Source organism: Methylotuvimicrobium buryatense 5G (assembly GCF_000341735.1).
Taxonomy (GTDB): Bacteria; Pseudomonadota; Gammaproteobacteria; order Methylococcales; family Methylomonadaceae; genus Methylotuvimicrobium; species Methylotuvimicrobium buryatense.
The window spans coordinates 263,309-279,457 of the sequence record NZ_KB455575.1 but is presented as its reverse complement, the minus strand read 5'-3'; the positions used below and the strand labels follow the sequence as shown (position 1 = coordinate 279,457).

Annotated in this window: 10 protein-coding genes, 1 pseudogene and 1 CRISPR repeat array; of the genes and pseudogenes, 2 read left to right on the top strand and 9 right to left on the bottom strand. The window is 46.3% G+C overall.

The annotated features are described in order from the left end of the window. Positions 1 to 32: 32 nt before the first annotated feature. From METBU_RS0101320 to METBU_RS0101305, 4 genes are all read right to left on the bottom strand, one after another. Positions 33 to 1,805, bottom strand: coding sequence for an SLC13 family permease (locus tag METBU_RS0101320; protein ID WP_017838906.1), 1,773 nt, complete (start codon positions 1,803 to 1,805; stop codon positions 33 to 35). A 114-nt stretch (positions 1,806 to 1,919) separates the two neighbouring features. Then, positions 1,920 to 2,282, bottom strand: a complete 363-nt coding sequence (locus tag METBU_RS0101315) for a hypothetical protein (protein WP_017838905.1) — start codon at positions 2,280 to 2,282, stop codon at positions 1,920 to 1,922. A 63-nt stretch (positions 2,283 to 2,345) separates the two neighbouring features. Further along, entirely contained in the window at positions 2,346 to 2,519 is a 174-nt protein-coding gene (locus tag METBU_RS27880; protein ID WP_017838904.1) for a hypothetical protein, read from the bottom strand. A 1,427-nt stretch (positions 2,520 to 3,946) separates the two neighbouring features. Continuing rightward, positions 3,947 to 4,507 (bottom strand): MarR family winged helix-turn-helix transcriptional regulator, encoded by a 561-nt coding sequence (locus tag METBU_RS0101305; RefSeq protein ID WP_017838903.1) that lies wholly within the window; start codon positions 4,505 to 4,507, stop codon positions 3,947 to 3,949. A gap of 99 nt (positions 4,508 to 4,606) precedes the next feature. Here METBU_RS0101305 and METBU_RS0101300 point away from each other — a divergent pair, with 99 nt between their 5' ends. Together METBU_RS0101300 and METBU_RS23060 are read left to right on the top strand one after the other, a co-directional pair. Continuing rightward, positions 4,607 to 4,969: a DUF2024 family protein gene (locus tag METBU_RS0101300; RefSeq protein WP_328285765.1), complete on the top strand. Its 363-nt coding sequence runs from the start codon at positions 4,607 to 4,609 to the stop codon at positions 4,967 to 4,969. Between the two features lie 367 nt (positions 4,970 to 5,336). After that, positions 5,337 to 6,198: pseudogene (locus METBU_RS23060) on the top strand (IS1595 family transposase). 10 nt (positions 6,199 to 6,208) lie between these two features. Here METBU_RS23060 and METBU_RS23055 read toward each other — a convergent pair. The 5 genes from METBU_RS23055 to cas7fv all read right to left on the bottom strand — a co-directional run bounded on the left by METBU_RS23055 (position 6,209) and on the right by cas7fv (position 16,102). Beyond that, positions 6,209 to 7,231: a L,D-transpeptidase family protein gene (locus METBU_RS23055; RefSeq protein ID WP_017838900.1), complete on the bottom strand. Its 1,023-nt coding sequence runs from the start codon at positions 7,229 to 7,231 to the stop codon at positions 6,209 to 6,211. A 517-nt stretch (positions 7,232 to 7,748) separates the two neighbouring features. Then, positions 7,749 to 11,738: a CRISPR direct-repeat array (repeat unit 28 nt; unit sequence TTTCTAAGCTGCCTGTGCGGCAGTGAAC). Between the two features lie 910 nt (positions 11,739 to 12,648). Beyond that, entirely contained in the window at positions 12,649 to 13,065 is a 417-nt protein-coding gene (locus tag METBU_RS0101280; protein WP_017838899.1) for a TA system antitoxin ParD family protein, read from the bottom strand. Between the two features lie 254 nt (positions 13,066 to 13,319). Continuing rightward, positions 13,320 to 13,871, bottom strand: coding sequence for a type I-F CRISPR-associated endoribonuclease Cas6/Csy4 (gene cas6f / locus METBU_RS0101270; RefSeq protein WP_017838897.1), 552 nt, complete (start codon positions 13,869 to 13,871; stop codon positions 13,320 to 13,322). Beyond that, positions 13,871 to 15,106, bottom strand: coding sequence for a type I-Fv CRISPR-associated protein Cas5fv (gene cas5fv / locus METBU_RS0101265; protein WP_017838896.1), 1,236 nt, complete (start codon positions 15,104 to 15,106; stop codon positions 13,871 to 13,873). Before cas5fv ends, cas6f begins: the two co-directional genes overlap by 1 nt. A gap of 3 nt (positions 15,107 to 15,109) precedes the next feature. Then, a complete protein-coding gene (gene cas7fv, locus METBU_RS0101260; RefSeq protein WP_017838895.1) occupies positions 15,110 to 16,102 on the bottom strand; it encodes a type I-Fv CRISPR-associated protein Cas7fv in 993 nt (330 codons plus the stop codon). Between the last annotated feature and the right edge of the window lie 47 nt (positions 16,103 to 16,149).

Genomic DNA, 16,149 nt, shown 5'->3' with positions numbered 1-16,149 from the left:
TACCTATGGAGGAAGCTATTTTGTTGATATTCCTAATTCGACAACGGCCAAATGAACGGAATCAGCCCTATCGAGGTAATTGCAATGATGATATTCATCGGCACCCCGACTTTCAAAAAGTCCTTGAAATGATAACCGCCGGGCCCGTAAACCATCAAATTGGTCTGATAACCGATCGGCGTTGCAAAACTGGCCGACGCTGCCATCATTGTGGCAAATACGAAAGGCTCCGGATTCAAGCCCAGATTTCCGGTAATCGCCAAAACGATCGGAAGCATCAGCAATGCCGCTGCGTTATTGGTAATAACCTCGGTCATTATGGAAACGATAATGTAAGTCAGACCCAACAATAGCCAGGCGTTACCATCGGCAATGGACAACACATGACGGGCAATAAAATCGGCGGCGCCGCTGATTTGTAACGCATTACCCAGAGCAAAACTCGCCGCGATTGTGACTATTACGGTCAAATCCAGGCTTCTTCGCGCCTCGTTGATGCTGCAGCAACCGGTCGCGACCATCGCTCCGGCACCGATCAAAGCGGCATTCAACATACTGGTTAAGCCGCTCGTTGCCAGAATAATAACGCCTAGCAATAAGGCCCAGGATAAATTCGCTCGACTGTGATTAGGTCTTGTTTCCGCCAAGTCGTTAATCATCAAAAAATCGCGCTGCACGCGTTGACGTGTGACAAAAGCCGGGCGTGCTTCCAGTAACAATACATCGCCGGCCTGCAACTCGATCGACCCAAGATTACCTTGAATGGGCTCGCCGTCACGGGCAACGGCAAGCACGACGGCGCCGTATCTATCTCTAAATTGGGAATCCCGTATCGTCGTGCCGATGCTATCGCAATGCGGCGAAACCACCGCTTCAACCAAACATCGCTCCGGCGCGTCTTTTTCGATGACCGGATGTTGATTATCGGAAGGCACCAAACCATTGGTTCTTAAAATATCGAAAATAGCACTGGTTTCCCCGACGAATACCAGCCGGTCGCCGCCTTGCAATTTTTCTTCCGAAGATACGGCCGTCACGATACTGCCATTGCGTTCGACTTCGGCTAAATAGATTTTGTGGAGGTTTCTTAAGCCGGCTTCGGCAATGGTTACACCTTCCAAGGGGCCATTGATCGCCACGGCCACTTCGAAAGTAAACTTTTTTCTATCCGCGAATTGCTCGGAAGCGCTTTGCCGCTGCGGCAATAATAGCGGCAACACGAACACGATAAACAGAATGCCGACTAAAGCTACCGGCAGTCCGATCAGAGTGATATCGAACAATCCGAAGCCGCTTTTGCCGGTCAAGACTTGGTATTGACCATTGATAACCAAATTCGTACTGGTCCCGATTAGCGTTAGCGTGCCGCCTAATATGGCAGCGTAGCTCAATGGAATCATGAGCTTTGACGGACTGACTCCGATACGTTTGGACCAGCGAGTCACTGCTGGAATCATTGTTGCAACAACCGGCGTGTTATTGAGAAAAGCACTCAGCGGAATGATAGGCAACACCAAACGAAATAAGGCGTTACGAAGGCTTTTAGGATTACCCAACATGAGATTGACAATCAATTCGACTCCGCCGGATGCTCTTATGCCTGCAGCAATAATAAACATGGCGGCAACGGTGATCAACCCTTCGTTACTGAATCCTGACAACGCTTGTTTGGCATCGAGAACCCCGCAAACGCTCAATACGGTCAGCGCGGCCATCAATACGATATCTGGGGTTAGGCGTGAAAAAACCAGGGTAGTTAAGACCCCAAGCGTCAAAAAGATAGTAAGCCAACCTTGCCAGTCCATTGTTTCCTCTAAAAATGATTGAAGGCGATTGGTACGCCTGGGACAGGAGGCTTATTATAGAACAAATATCTAATGTTCAGCACTTCCCTGTGCTTGCGCTCGATGTTGCGCGAATCAACCTTTACCGGGCAACATGCCTACGCTTCCAGGCTTGATACGTTTGCATTGCACTACAACGTCTTCCATATGACAGGTTACGCCGGTTTTAGACGTATCGGGACAAGCTTCGCAAACTGCTTTTCCGATATCTTTAACTTTATCGACGTGCCAACCGTAGCCTTGAGTTTGACAGAATTTTTTACTGAATCGCTTGATATTATAATCTTTCGAAGCGCTCGCGATTGCCTCTTTTTCGTCCATGCATTTCGGCGAAGCCAATGTATTGGCCATCAGATCTCGATAAATATATTCCGTGGCCATCGACCCGCCTGCGTATAAGGACAATGTCATCAATAAGCTTATCAACTTTAGTTTCATAACTTTATTCTCTGCTTTTTCTTGGATAATGGAGCAAATAAACCTTTTGTTCGTCTTGAATGCTTAATTCAAGACTCGAATATTCATCAAAGCTTCTTCTTCCTTGAGTTGCTCTTTGATTGGCGCGAATTTTTCGTCCTCGTTCATTTTGACCAATACCAGAGTAATGACTAAAGCCGCCGTCACGCAGCCGACATAAAGCCAAAATCTATCTTTTTTAGGTTCTTCAATCGTCATGGTTTTTTACCTCTCTTATAATTATGTTAAGTCGTCGATCGATGCATCTCGCCGGAGCCTATCCATTGCTTAGATCCCATCGTCTTCAATGAGCGTTAAAAAACGACCATCATGAGTTCCGCAATGCGTTACGCCAGTATCTAACAAACATCCTTTTATCCGCATTAGTGACCTAGCCAGGCCCTGATCAGCTCATGCAAGCCGCTGGATTTTATTATCATCGTCAACATACAATCGCTACCAAAACGGCAAGTCGCTATCAACTCGCTCTAGTTAGTAGTGATTCGAAACTATAAGAACGATAGAGAAAAAAGTCAATCAATTATCGATTCGATACCAATTAACTTTTCTGATGCCTCGCGAATGTCGAAGCCGATATGGGAATGAAACAGCTGTTATCGACACTTACTCTTCGGCATTGATTGCCGAAAATCTTTGCGTTAGATAAGAAGGCGAAATTGTCGGCATTACCTTTGAGAAGACTCTGTATGCGCTAATAGTTGAAAACACCCTTCACTACCGGAAGCACTTATAAATTTACCTGATTAGCAAGTTTCTTCAGCTAAAGCCCAAAAATCAGCATGTCCCTAGCAGGACGGGGTTTGCAACCCCGTCCTAAACGTTTTGACTTTGGCCGAAGTTAGCCGAAATGTTTAGGACAAACCGAAACGTTGGGGACGGGTTAAATAACCCGTCCCGCAGAAGAAAACACCCCTCACTACCGGAAGCACTTATAAATTTACCTGATTAGCAAGTTTCTTCAGCTAAAGCCCAAAAACCAGCATGTCCCTAGCAGGACGGGGTTTGCAACCCCGTCCTAAACGTTTTGACTTTGGCCGAAGTTAGCAGAAATGTTAAGGGCAAACCGAAACGTTGGGGACGGGTTAAATAACCCGTCCCGCAAGGGATTGCCGGGAGCCAGATTGCATGGATGCGACTAGGCAAAGTATCAAAGGCGCATGAGTACGGTCCCTGTACACTGGATACCGGCAATCCCTGCCGGTATGACGGGTCGTTTGGCCTTTGTCGATTCGGCTGAATGTTCTTCGTAATCAGGAATTGAATTGTATGCTGCGCATACCTAATGTCAGCAAAAGGCGAAATATGAGGGCGGCGGTTCCCAATTTGAGGGTAAAAAAGTGTGTGGGATAGGCGGGAATGAATACAGAGGTGCCAATTTAAGCGTCATTCCGCCATGGATTCACTCCGGGCTATCCTGCCCGGAGCCCTTCGGGTAAATGCAAATCCGTTCCATACGGATTTGTCACTCCGGGCTATCCTGCCCGGAGCCCTTCGGGTAAATGCGAATCCGTTCCATACGGATTTGTGGCGGAATCCAGAGCTACAGATGGCAACCTCGAGCACACATTTAGCGCCCGAATGTCGACACAGAAAAATTTATCGGAAAACGATTTTTTGCCAAATCCTCAAGGGACGGTATGTTCCTGACAGATTTTTTCGCTATCGGATTTTGTGAGCGGTTCGCCGGTTAGGCCGCAAAAGAAGCCTTCGGGTTTGGTCGTAAAATATTTGCATGTTCCGCAAAGCCCGAAAGAATGCGACTTATGTGCTTTTTGCAACGCGGTTAGTGCTTCGACGAAGTGCGTATCACCGATCTCCGGACAATTTTTTTCAAGAAATTCCGCCGCCTTATTGAACAAGTCGGTCGGATAAGCTTGACGCAGCAAATCCCACCCCTCCGCAACCAATTGCAGATGGACCATGCGTTTATCGGCAAGATCGGGAACTTTCCGAATAAATCCTTTTCTTTCCAATAACAATAAAGTCTGTGAAACGGTTCCTTTGGTCATGCCCAGATAATGGGTCAATGCCGCCGGCGTATCGCTGTACTTATTGCATCGCGACAAATAATCCAAAACCTGCAAATGAACGATCTGAATGCCTAGTTCAGTGCATCTTTTGCGTTCTTCGGACCGGATCAAGGCCGCCATGCGCTCAATGACTTTGTAAATATCGGCTGTTTCCATGGCAATCGGCTAATTAAGTATTAACTCTGTTGACAACTGCAGAGATATTATCATACATTAACACTTGTTTCGATTCGAAACAAATAATGACTTTCTGTCATGCTTTTTTTCAGATCCAGGAAGGACATTGCTATCCCTCGTATGAGAACTTTAATACCGGCGGATTTTCCGCCGGCTTTTTTAGAGGACTTAATCATTATGCCCATATCCCACGTATACGATACCTATGCTAAAACCGCCAAAGGAAAGATAATGCACTTTGACGTAGTACTTGATGAAAAAGACCAGGATAAAGCCATGGCATTCGCCAAAGAATGGCTTGCCGAAATCGGCGAACCCGATGCCATCGTTAACCAAACGAATTGCATGTTTTGCCATAGCACTGAGGCGCCGCCGGAATTAAGAAAACAAATCGACAAGCAAGGTTACGCAATTTACAAATTGGAAGGATGCCCGGCTTAAAGCGAAATCCGGATATCGACCATTTCGCTCAAGAAGGCACGGACTAGCAGCGAATTATAACATTAACCTATTATTGTATACCCTTCACACTTGAAATTTCGGCATTGCCTGAGGCGGACTGGAGGCATACACATCAAGCTAAGCACAGATCCCCTTTGCTAAATCGCTACCAACCGCTTCCGGTGGGGCTAGACAGCGTAGCGCAATCCGGGCTATGTGCTTGAATCCTAAATTCGGCAGTTCAATCATGATGCACATTAAGTTAACCTGATTAGCAAGCTTCTTCAGCTAAAGCCCAAAAACCAGGGTATTCTTGGTTAGATGGCGCATACTGACCGCTTAATTACCCAGGAGTCAGTACAGGACCATGAATAAAATCCAGTTTCAAGCAGGCCTGTCACTGCTTGACTTTTTTAGCGCAATTCGGCACCGAAGCGCAATGTGAACCTAGTCTGGAAAAGTCGCGTTAGCCCCAAGGCTTTCGCTGCCCCGACTGCGGTCATGCCGAATACTATGTGTTTAAATCAGGCGGACGCAAAACCTTCCAATGCCGGTCCTGCCGGTTACAAACGTTGCTGATTGCGGGCACTTTATTCCAGAGCATCCACCTTAAACTGACGGTCTGGTTTCTAGCAATCTACTTAATCAGTCAGGCTAAGACCGGTTTGTCCGCCCTGGCTTTGAATCGGCAGTTGGGCGTCAGTTACCCTACCGCTTGGCTGATCCAACAGAAACTGATGCAAGCGATGATCGAACGGGAGGCCCGCTACACCTTGTACGGCGACGTCCAGGTGGTCGACGCTTATCTCGGTGGCGAACTGATTGGCGGCAAGACCGGGCGCGGTTCGGAAAATAAGGCGCCATTTGTCGCGGCGCTTTCGCTCAGTCCCGGTTGTATCGTGCTATCCGACGGCTTGGCTTGTTTTGCCGGGGTGACCGATGCCGATTGCTAACACCAGGTGGTCATCGCCGGTGGTCGGAAATCCAAATACCTGCCGGAATTCTGTTGGATCAATACTGTGCTGGGCAATCTCAAAACCAGTCTAGGCGGCGCCTACCATGCTTTCGACTTCGCAAAATACGGCACCCGCAACGATGGTGCGTTCGCATACCGCTTTAACCGACGCTTCCGACTCGATACCATTACTATGCGTCTTACCGTGGCTGAGGCTACGACTGGACCTCGCTCGGACACTTGGCTTCGGCAAGCTGAAGCATCATCTTGCTAATCAGGTTATTTTATGGCCGAGTAGTTACGTGATAAGTTGATTCAACCGCCGCTTCTCTCAAACCGACTTCTTCCTCAAAATCGGGCATATCCGGCAAACGTTCAAAAATCGGTACAGGGTCGCCATCGAGAACAGTAAGCGCTTTTTTCAAAACTGCTTCATTCACCTCTGGAATCACCCCGTTATTCGCTTTGGCAATGAGCTGCATTGCTGTATCGAGGCGCTGTTCGAGAGTTGTTTCAACACCTTCTAAATCTGGATGCGCCTCGATATAGAGTTGATTATCGAGCCAACCCATTTTTATCTGTTGTTGTACGATTCGCACGGGCGTGCCGACTGAAACCGAATGATATAATTGTTCGATATCTTCGGGATACATGCGAACACAGCCGTGAGTAATTTGCATACCGATACCGTAAATCTTATCGATATCGGTACCGTGAATCCGATACTCCCCCTTCAAAGCCAAATGCAAGGCATAAGCTCCCAAAGGATTATGCGGTCCCGGAGGCACCACGGTCGGCAACGGATCGCCCATCGCCGCATGTTCCCGACGAATCGACTCAGGAGGATACCAAGACGGGTCTTTAACTTTTTTGACGACCTTGGTTAAACCCAACGGCGTCTGCCAATCCTGTCGCCCGACGCCATGAGCAAACGACATTACCGTACGGGGCATACCTGCTTGAGCCGGCGGATAATAATACATGCGATATTCGGCGATATTGAGCACAATGCCTTCATGCGGCGTATCGGGTAGCACGCGGCGATTAGGCAAACGCACAACCTCATCTTGTTTGACCGACCAACGATCCACATCTTGATTCAGACGCACAATTTCCACCTGACCCAACGAAAATCGTCGTGCTATATCTAACAAAGTCTCATCCTGGTTAGCACGAGTAAAAGGAAAACCGTCGGCATGTTCGGTAACCACATTATCGTTAGGATCTTCCGGCCAAGGATAAGTTACAGCATGAGCACTACCCAAGAAACCCACAACCAACAAAGCGAATAATACGCGCGTATTCATTAAAATAACTATCTCAACAGCAAAAGGATATCTACAAAATTGCCGAATTAAGCACCCGGCGAAATCACTCAATCATTACACCGAACGCTTTAAATAAATCTGTATTAAAACGCAAACGGCCTATCTAACTTAAAACGATAACGGCGCAAAGACGATCGGCGCGTATTCTACCAAAGGATTAAAAAAAATCATTTTATTTCAACTAGATTCATACTATTTTCTTCCATTTTTTTATGTGGAATCGACTTCTTTCGACAATTCTCCAAAGAGCGTTTACTTGGCTGCGCAAGGAAGCAAACTGGTCATAAGCGCCAACTTAAGGAAGGAACGTGTCATTCCGCCAGGGATTGGCGGAATCCAGTGCCACGGATGGCAATGCGTAGCTTAGCATCCATGTAACCTGGATATCGACACCCATACCGACATGACGAATAAAGCCATAAACACACCACAGAATAGGCACTAAGTTGGCGCTTATGAGTAAACCAGTTAGGACTTTGCGGCTCTTTGAGTCACATTTCTAAGCTGCCTGTGCGGCAGTGAACCGAATTATGAAATATTCGGCTATAGAATCAATTTTCTAAGCTGCCTGTGCGGCAGTGAACAACAGGTCGATATCGAGACCGCTAAAGCCTCCTTTCTAAGCTGCCTGTGCGGCAGTGAACCGGTCGGCATCACCGCCGGCGCATTTAATACCTTTCTAAGCTGCCTGTGCGGCAGTGAACGGAGTAGTGCACGGTGATGTCGCCGTCGATGTTTTCTAAGCTGCCTGTGCGGCAGTGAACTCTAAAGCCTGGGTCAAGTCCAGGTCAGAAGATTTCTAAGCTGCCTGTGCGGCAGTGAACTCGGAACGTCAGGGTCGTTGTCGTCACATAGATTTCTAAGCTGCCTGTGCGGCAGTGAACACGGTTAGGCATGTAAATTTTGTAATACCAGTTTTCTAAGCTGCCTGTGCGGCAGTGAACCCGAAGATTACCCGCTTCAAACGGTTCCGCGTGTTTCTAAGCTGCCTGTGCGGCAGTGAACCCGTTTTCTTGATACCGCAAATAAAGAGGCTATTTCTAAGCTGCCTGTGCGGCAGTGAACCGGCGGTAGATGGCGGTTTCTATGTGTCTGACTTTCTAAGCTGCCTGTGCGGCAGTGAACCGCTTGGCTTTTCTAACTTGCAAGAAATCATCTTTCTAAGCTGCCTGTGCGGCAGTGAACCAAAAATTAGACTCAATAAAGTCATTTTAAAATTTCTAAGCTGCCTGTGCGGCAGTGAACCATTACCGCCACGCCGTCTATGCCAGGGCCAATTTCTAAGCTGCCTGTGCGGCAGTGAACGTTTACGAACTCGTGCAGAACTTCTACCCCATTTTCTAAGCTGCCTGTGCGGCAGTGAACAAACTGAAACATCCGGTAATTGATAAAACAATGTTTCTAAGCTGCCTGTGCGGCAGTGAACGCGACCAGGAGGCGTATGCATTGCGCTGTGTCTTTCTAAGCTGCCTGTGCGGCAGTGAACTCCAAATAGAAGCCACCCCGTTTGAAGTTCAATTTCTAAGCTGCCTGTGCGGCAGTGAACAACGCATTGGACGCAGCTGCGCGACGGTCGACTTTCTAAGCTGCCTGTGCGGCAGTGAACCAATGCCCTCTCAAGGGCTGACATGAAGAAAGTTTCTAAGCTGCCTGTGCGGCAGTGAACGTCGCCGACCGGCCGCGTGTCGATGCTAGACGTTTCTAAGCTGCCTGTGCGGCAGTGAACGCTATTGGCCGGGGTAGTTGCTGGGAGGAAACTTTCTAAGCTGCCTGTGCGGCAGTGAACTTGGATTTATCGAACTGCTGCCGCATGTCAAATTTCTAAGCTGCCTGTGCGGCAGTGAACGATGCCCGACAAACGCATCGACGCACGACTCATTTCTAAGCTGCCTGTGCGGCAGTGAACTGTGGGCGCAGCAAGTGGGCATTGCGTTATAGTTTCTAAGCTGCCTGTGCGGCAGTGAACCGAAAACACCGCCGTTTCGGGCGGAGCCTCTTTTTCTAAGCTGCCTGTGCGGCAGTGAACCCAGCATTCAACATTCCGGAGGACATCATAACTTTCTAAGCTGCCTGTGCGGCAGTGAACTACCGACTATTGTTCCGCCATTCCTGCCTGACTTTCTAAGCTGCCTGTGCGGCAGTGAACGATTGTTGAGTAGATCAACTGAAATAGTTTGCTTTCTAAGCTGCCTGTGCGGCAGTGAACCCAATACTCGCGATGGATGAGGACTTTAGAACTTTCTAAGCTGCCTGTGCGGCAGTGAACGGGCGCATTCTTGGCATTCTCGGTTGATTTCTTTTCTAAGCTGCCTGTGCGGCAGTGAACGATGCCGCGTATTTGCGGCGTTGATATGAATATTTCTAAGCTGCCTGTGCGGCAGTGAACCGATTGGCATCACCGCCGGTGCATTTAATTTATTTCTAAGCTGCCTGTGCGGCAGTGAACCACGGTATACCGTCGACGTAATCAAGCCGTCTTTTCTAAGCTGCCTGTGCGGCAGTGAACTGCCAAAGGATGAGACTACGCCGTGGGGCACCTTTCTAAGCTGCCTGTGCGGCAGTGAACTTGTTGGTGCTGCTGCCTATCTTCGTGTTGTTTTTCTAAGCTGCCTGTGCGGCAGTGAACTTGTCGGTCCTGCTCAAAGTGGCAAAACACAATTTCTAAGCTGCCTGTGCGGCAGTGAACCGACACATCTTTAGACTCAAAATAAACAATTTTTTCTAAGCTGCCTGTGCGGCAGTGAACCGCTAATCACGAGCCAATCGTTAGCCGCCAATTTTCTAAGCTGCCTGTGCGGCAGTGAACTTTGCGCTGTTGTGCGAGGGTTTGCCGGATAATTTCTAAGCTGCCTGTGCGGCAGTGAACCAGCAATCGCATTGTTAGCCGTCGTCAGGATCTTTCTAAGCTGCCTGTGCGGCAGTGAACACGAGAAGCGGGCAGCGGCTCGCGACAATATATTTCTAAGCTGCCTGTGCGGCAGTGAACTAGGCCCAGGGTCAGGATCTGGATTATTAGGTTTTCTAAGCTGCCTGTGCGGCAGTGAACGGAGAGCAAAGCACGGTGAGTTGCTCATAAACTTTCTAAGCTGCCTGTGCGGCAGTGAACCAACCTTCATGCCGCGTTTTTTGTCGTTATACTTTCTAAGCTGCCTGTGCGGCAGTGAACAAATTATTTAAATTTTCTTCCGCGAAGCGCTGTTTCTAAGCTGCCTGTGCGGCAGTGAACCTTTAGGCATAGGTATCTCGCGGGTTGGGTTATTTCTAAGCTGCCTGTGCGGCAGTGAACGATCGAGTTTTCACCGAACGCGGCTTTTGATTTTTCTAAGCTGCCTGTGCGGCAGTGAACTAGTTTGCCGACTCAAGAGCGTGCTAACTAATTTTCTAAGCTGCCTGTGCGGCAGTGAACTGTCACGGTCAACAATGTTCATACTGTAAAGCTTTCTAAGCTGCCTGTGCGGCAGTGAACTGCGGGAGCAGGCTGCTGGGCGTTCCGGGACTTTTCTAAGCTGCCTGTGCGGCAGTGAACGCTAACCCATCAGAGGCGCAACCATAAAAAGATTTCTAAGCTGCCTGTGCGGCAGTGAACACGGCTTGTCCGGTGTCGCGCTGTGCGATTTTTTTCTAAGCTGCCTGTGCGGCAGTGAACCCACCCAAAGAGCATTCCGGTATTGTCGGATCTTTCTAAGCTGCCTGTGCGGCAGTGAACTCGGCACGGTTCGAGCGCTTGAAATTACTTACTTTCTAAGCTGCCTGTGCGGCAGTGAACCCGCCTCCGCCCGAGCATACCGCTAAAGACCTTTTCTAAGCTGCCTGTGCGGCAGTGAACTCCGCGGCCTGATGTCGCTGCTCGACATCAAATTTCTAAGCTGCCTGTGCGGCAGTGAACAATGTCCAGCGGTTCAGACATTACTAGCTTTGTTTCTAAGCTGCCTGTGCGGCAGTGAACTAACAACGCTGGTTCGGCTTCGTGACTACAACTTTCTAAGCTGCCTGTGCGGCAGTGAACTAAAAACGGTGAGAAGAAAAGCGAAACAGAATTTTCTAAGCTGCCTGTGCGGCAGTGAACCAGTGGTCTGACGCAAGACGATTGATTGAAGATTTCTAAGCTGCCTGTGCGGCAGTGAACTATGCCGGAAGAATTATGAATCGACATAAAGCTTTCTAAGCTGCCTGTGCGGCAGTGAACGGCATAAGCACGATATCGCACACTAAGAGCGCTTTCTAAGCTGCCTGTGCGGCAGTGAACACAAAGTCGAGTAAATATCGCAACAAAAAAGTTTTCTAAGCTGCCTGTGCGGCAGTGAACGCCCCAACAACGTGGTCTAGCAAGATCGACTTTTTCTAAGCTGCCTGTGCGGCAGTGAACAATCCCGCCATGTTTTCTTTCCTGTATCTCATTTTCTAAGCTGCCTGTGCGGCAGTGAACAGCGAACAAACCGCCATTGACGAAATCAAAGCTTTCTAAGCTGCCTGTGCGGCAGTGAACTGTAGTATAAAGCGCAAAAAAATAATGGCAACAGCTACTTATCCGCAAATAACCGTTTTAACCATTATTTTTCGTTGCTTTATAACTATTTGATTTTTCTATATTGTTAAAGAACCTAAAATTTTTGGGTCTAATCGCTTAATTTTCAGTATAAAGCAATTAATGCGCCAATAACTCCTTTGTCCATTCCGGAATTGAGTTCAGCTTTAAATTGGCTTTCCCGTTCCGAACAATTGCAACTTGTTTAAACGGGTTGTCCGCACGGGAATTATCCAACAGATAGCATTGATGGCTTCCCACTTAAAGAGGGACAAAAGCACTAAGAATTAACCGTTCGCCCTAAGCCCTTCGGCTGCGCTCAGGATAGCCCTGTCGAAGGGGGAAGGTTAATCCGCTCATGGTTCGACAGGCTCACCACGAACGGATTAACCTTAAACTATCCCGCGTTAAGTGAGTAGCCGCATTGATCGCATAGCGGTAAGGTTTGCTTAATAAGCTTTAACAACCTGGGTACTCGGCTTCGTACTTTTTCGTCGGGAACGGAATGCCCTCCTTCGCTGACCCGCTGGTAAATCCTCGCTTGATTGAGCGATACGTTATCTAAATGGATTAAGACCAAAATAATTTTGTAGCCCAATGCTTTTGCTTGGGCGACAAAATCGATCTTCGAGGAGTGTGAGAATACGGTTTCAAAGCAAAATGCGCCCTTCCGACAACAATTGCGAACGCAGTTGCGCGGCAATCCTTGCCGCATCGTAACTGTGCGCTTCCGATGCAAGGGAATAAAGTTAGTTAGCCAAAATATCGGCATTAACGAATGGAATGCCGAGCCTTGCCAGCTGCGTATGATAAAACGTGCTTTTCCCGGCTCCATTGCCACCCGCAAGCAGCCATAGCTGTTTCTTGGCCATTAAGACAAGGTTTTAGTGATTTCGACAAATTCGCCGTCAATAAACTTGCCGACCCTGATTCGACCAGTACTGTCGATTTGTTCCAGACAGCCGGGGTGATCGATAGACGCTTGATAGGTTGCCGGACTGTTTGTAACACGCTGGGCCAAGCTTCCCGCAGCGCGTTCGTCCTCAAGCGTTTGAAAGACCGTAGCCGGATCGACCGGCTTGCCGTATACCGGAACCAATTCGAGTTTTACCACGCCGGCTGCGATTGCCGCCAAATCATCCGGGTCTACCAGCACTGAAACATTGCGCCCCATTTCAGCCCAATATTCGATTTGCTCGGCAGTGCTCCGATGAAAACGTTTTCCTGCTAATTCCGCCGCACTCATCAATTCCTTCTGCAAACGAATCGGCGATGCTGCTTTAGCCATTATGCACCTCATTAAGCAAATTAATCAGATCGATTGTAGCTATTTGCTACAGTCGATCCAAATGATTTATACGTTAATTCTTCAAAAAAGCGGCACGGAACAGTCATTACTCAATCCGTAATAACTGAATGCAGCCATGCTAGGTTCTACATCGGTTTTTTCCGTAGCGATTAATAATGGATAACGATGGTCGTTGTTTTGGTTGCTGCTTTGTTTAACTCTTACCCTCAAGCATGGGAACAAGAACTGATAATTTAGAACCACGGTATCGTTGCTGTTTTACTCAAACCGAATTGGTCAAATTCTCCCTGCATGGGTTTATCCATCAACTCGCTAAACGCAAGATAGCGCCTGTGCAAATGTCCATTAGAACCACTTTCTAATTCCAGAAATGGGTTGTCCAATCCTTTTTGGAACATCTTGGCTTTGTATTGCTTAATTTCACTTTCCCGGATAGACCCACGCTTGATTAAACGTTTGAGCTTTGCCGGTGACATGGAGCTCTGGATACGCGAAACAGTGCGATATTGAACTTGGTCGGGTATTGATTGGACTAGAGAAATTGCACAATAGCCGATCAAGCCACCTAACCATCCGCCTTGCTGCAGCGCTTCTAGTCGCTTTTCCACAGCATGAATACGAATCACAGAACCCAGTTTTAATTTGTATTCAGGAAAACTGACGCCTATGTCTGTAGACTTTAGATCGTATAATGCTTTGTGCAGTTTGGTGTATACCTTATTGAGTAATACGTTTTCCCGAATTTCAGCATCGGGTTTTATTTGAATATCAATAAAATAATCCATTAGGATTTTACCTCCCTAGGGTCAATACGAGCCACATAAGCCAACCCTTTTTTACCAAGATAAAAGCTCGATACTCCGGCATTTTCAATGTCATTTCTAATTTGTTCGGCTCTTTCTCTGCTTACATTAATGTTTATATCTAATACCCCCGATTGCTTTTGGACAATACAAGGCGTTCCTACGGCTTTTTTTCTTCCTCCTGCCATCCGATTTAACCAGTCACGAATACCATTAAAACCTCTTTTGGAAAAGCCTTGAATATAAATTTCGCCTTTTTTATCCTTTAAAAATTCTAAATCATTACGAATTTTTGATAATCGTTCGGCTTGTATATATAAAGCCGCTGCATATAAGCTTAACGGATAAATAACATCGTTAGTCAAATACTCATTGCCCGGGAATTTGTTTGTTAGATATCTAATGACATTGGCAATTTTTAAATCCTGTTCATTTATCTCAGCATCAACTTCAATTTGTAAAAATGCTTCCTTCAATTGAAGAATTTCCTCGTTGATTTCTTTTATTTTGATTTCGTGCTTAACAATTTGGCTTTGCGAATTAGGTGATTTGACTTTTGCCTTTTCAAGAGTCGTTTCTAAGAGGTTTTCCTTTTTTTCAATTTCTTTAGTTTTATCAAAAATCAGCCTCTTCTTAGTCATTAACACAGAACCTGTTTCCACTTTTATGTTGGAAATATCTTCAATTCTGGAGATCAAGTTTTTTGGAGAACAATCTACTTCCGTATTTTCAACTTCATTATTCAAAATAAAATCAAGCAACTGTTCTTTGTTTAAAAACAACACCGACCAGAGTTTGGAGGAGACGTCTGAAAAAAACCAAGGATTATCGGAAGATAATACGCCCAAGAAAGTTGATTGCGCACAACGGTCATCCGATTTATTGGTCAAATATATCAGTTCCTGCGATGTTTGATTAATACGGCTTAGCGAAAAAGAAACTTGTGGCTCAATGTCTGCAAAATAATAGTTCTCGCTGTTTCTTGCTTGATAAAGTTTTCTTTGATCACCCACTAAGCGGCACAAAATTCCTAGCACAGTATTTTTTGTAATAGGCGTTGGTTTTTCACCCCTTTCTTTTGATGTTGCAACAAATTTTTGCTTATAACCTTTTAAGTCATGTTTATTAGCATTTTTACTATGAATAATCGGTTTTTTTAAATCATCGCCTAAAAATCCGGTTTGCCAGCAAGAATCAAATTCAATTGAAATGCGCATAATTTATCTTCCCTCATAGTAAACCGCATACGAGTCAGTTTTTTTATCTATGGTATCGCCACCCTGTTTGATACGCATCATGTCTTTTCCTGTTCCACTGTTGTAATCGACTTTAACCGAGTCAACATACATATACCCTTTAGCCTGGCGAATGCTCAGATTTTCTATTAGTTCCAAAGTTTGATTCACCAAAACATCACAAGCCGCATCATTTAGCAGTACGCCTTGTTCACCCTCGTCAAAAATAGCTCCTTTTCTGACGTAGTTATGATGGTAAGTCGCTTTAACGTCTTTATTACCGCTCAGTGATTGGATATAAGCTTCCAATTTTTCAGCGACACCTTGCCCCTCCTGGTCATTGTTGACGATCATTGCTTGTCTCCCGAAATCCGCACAAAGCGGAATAAACTGCAATAATTCTATGCTGATAGAACCATATGCCTCATATTTTGTTTCACCGAATGTTGTTTTGGAAAATAACGCATTACTGGCATCCTTGCCTGATTTTGTCTCTCCTTTTTCCTTGCTGCCTGATCGCCCCATTTGTTCGTAGTTGCCATTTCTCAATTGGTCAACAAAGTCAGTAATTAACAAGGGACTGGTACGTTTATTTTCATTTTTTGGAATGACATAGCCGCGAATTAGACCAGTTAGAGAACAAAGCAAGTCGATTGTGTCTGTTATCAATTTTGGTGAATTCAGATTATATGGTTCTCCTCTAAATAAATGATGGCGGATACAATTTTGACTGATATATAACTGAACCTTTGAAAAATCTACGGCTTCCGGGTGATGATAAAATTTGCCTACTCCGTTATCATCATATTCTTTTATATTTGAGTAGCCTCGTAGTTTAGGCATACTGTGATTTGTTACGTTTTTGTATTTCCCATCATCGATAATTGTTAAATTTGGAGATCCGTTCCAGTTGACTACGCCGTACCCTAACGCCTTAATTTTAAAATCGACGCTTTTGATACCTGTTACTTTTTCCATGATTTTCTCCTTATCTTTAAGGTGGTTGATAAATTAATTAATTTTTA

What these genes read in the sequence shown, in the direction of transcription:
- METBU_RS0101320 (WP_017838906.1), bottom strand. Translation starts at nt 1,805, where the DNA reads ATGGACTGGCAAGGTTGGCTTACTATCTTTTTGACGCTTGGGGTCTTA.
- METBU_RS0101315 (WP_017838905.1), bottom strand. Translation starts at nt 2,282, where the DNA reads ATGAAACTAAAGTTGATAAGCTTATTGATGACATTGTCCTTATACGCA.
- METBU_RS27880 (WP_017838904.1), bottom strand. Translation starts at nt 2,519, where the DNA reads ATGACGATTGAAGAACCTAAAAAAGATAGATTTTGGCTTTATGTCGGC.
- METBU_RS0101305 (WP_017838903.1), bottom strand. Translation starts at nt 4,507, where the DNA reads ATGGAAACAGCCGATATTTACAAAGTCATTGAGCGCATGGCGGCCTTG.
- METBU_RS0101300 (WP_328285765.1), top strand. Translation starts at nt 4,607, where the DNA reads ATGCTTTTTTTCAGATCCAGGAAGGACATTGCTATCCCTCGTATGAGA.
- METBU_RS23055 (WP_017838900.1), bottom strand. Translation starts at nt 7,231, where the DNA reads ATGAATACGCGCGTATTATTCGCTTTGTTGGTTGTGGGTTTCTTGGGT.
- METBU_RS0101280 (WP_017838899.1), bottom strand. Translation starts at nt 13,065, where the DNA reads ATGGCTAAAGCAGCATCGCCGATTCGTTTGCAGAAGGAATTGATGAGT.
- cas6f (WP_017838897.1), bottom strand. Translation starts at nt 13,871, where the DNA reads ATGGATTATTTTATTGATATTCAAATAAAACCCGATGCTGAAATTCGG.
- cas5fv (WP_017838896.1), bottom strand. Translation starts at nt 15,106, where the DNA reads ATGCGCATTTCAATTGAATTTGATTCTTGCTGGCAAACCGGATTTTTA.
- cas7fv (WP_017838895.1), bottom strand. Translation starts at nt 16,102, where the DNA reads ATGGAAAAAGTAACAGGTATCAAAAGCGTCGATTTTAAAATTAAGGCG.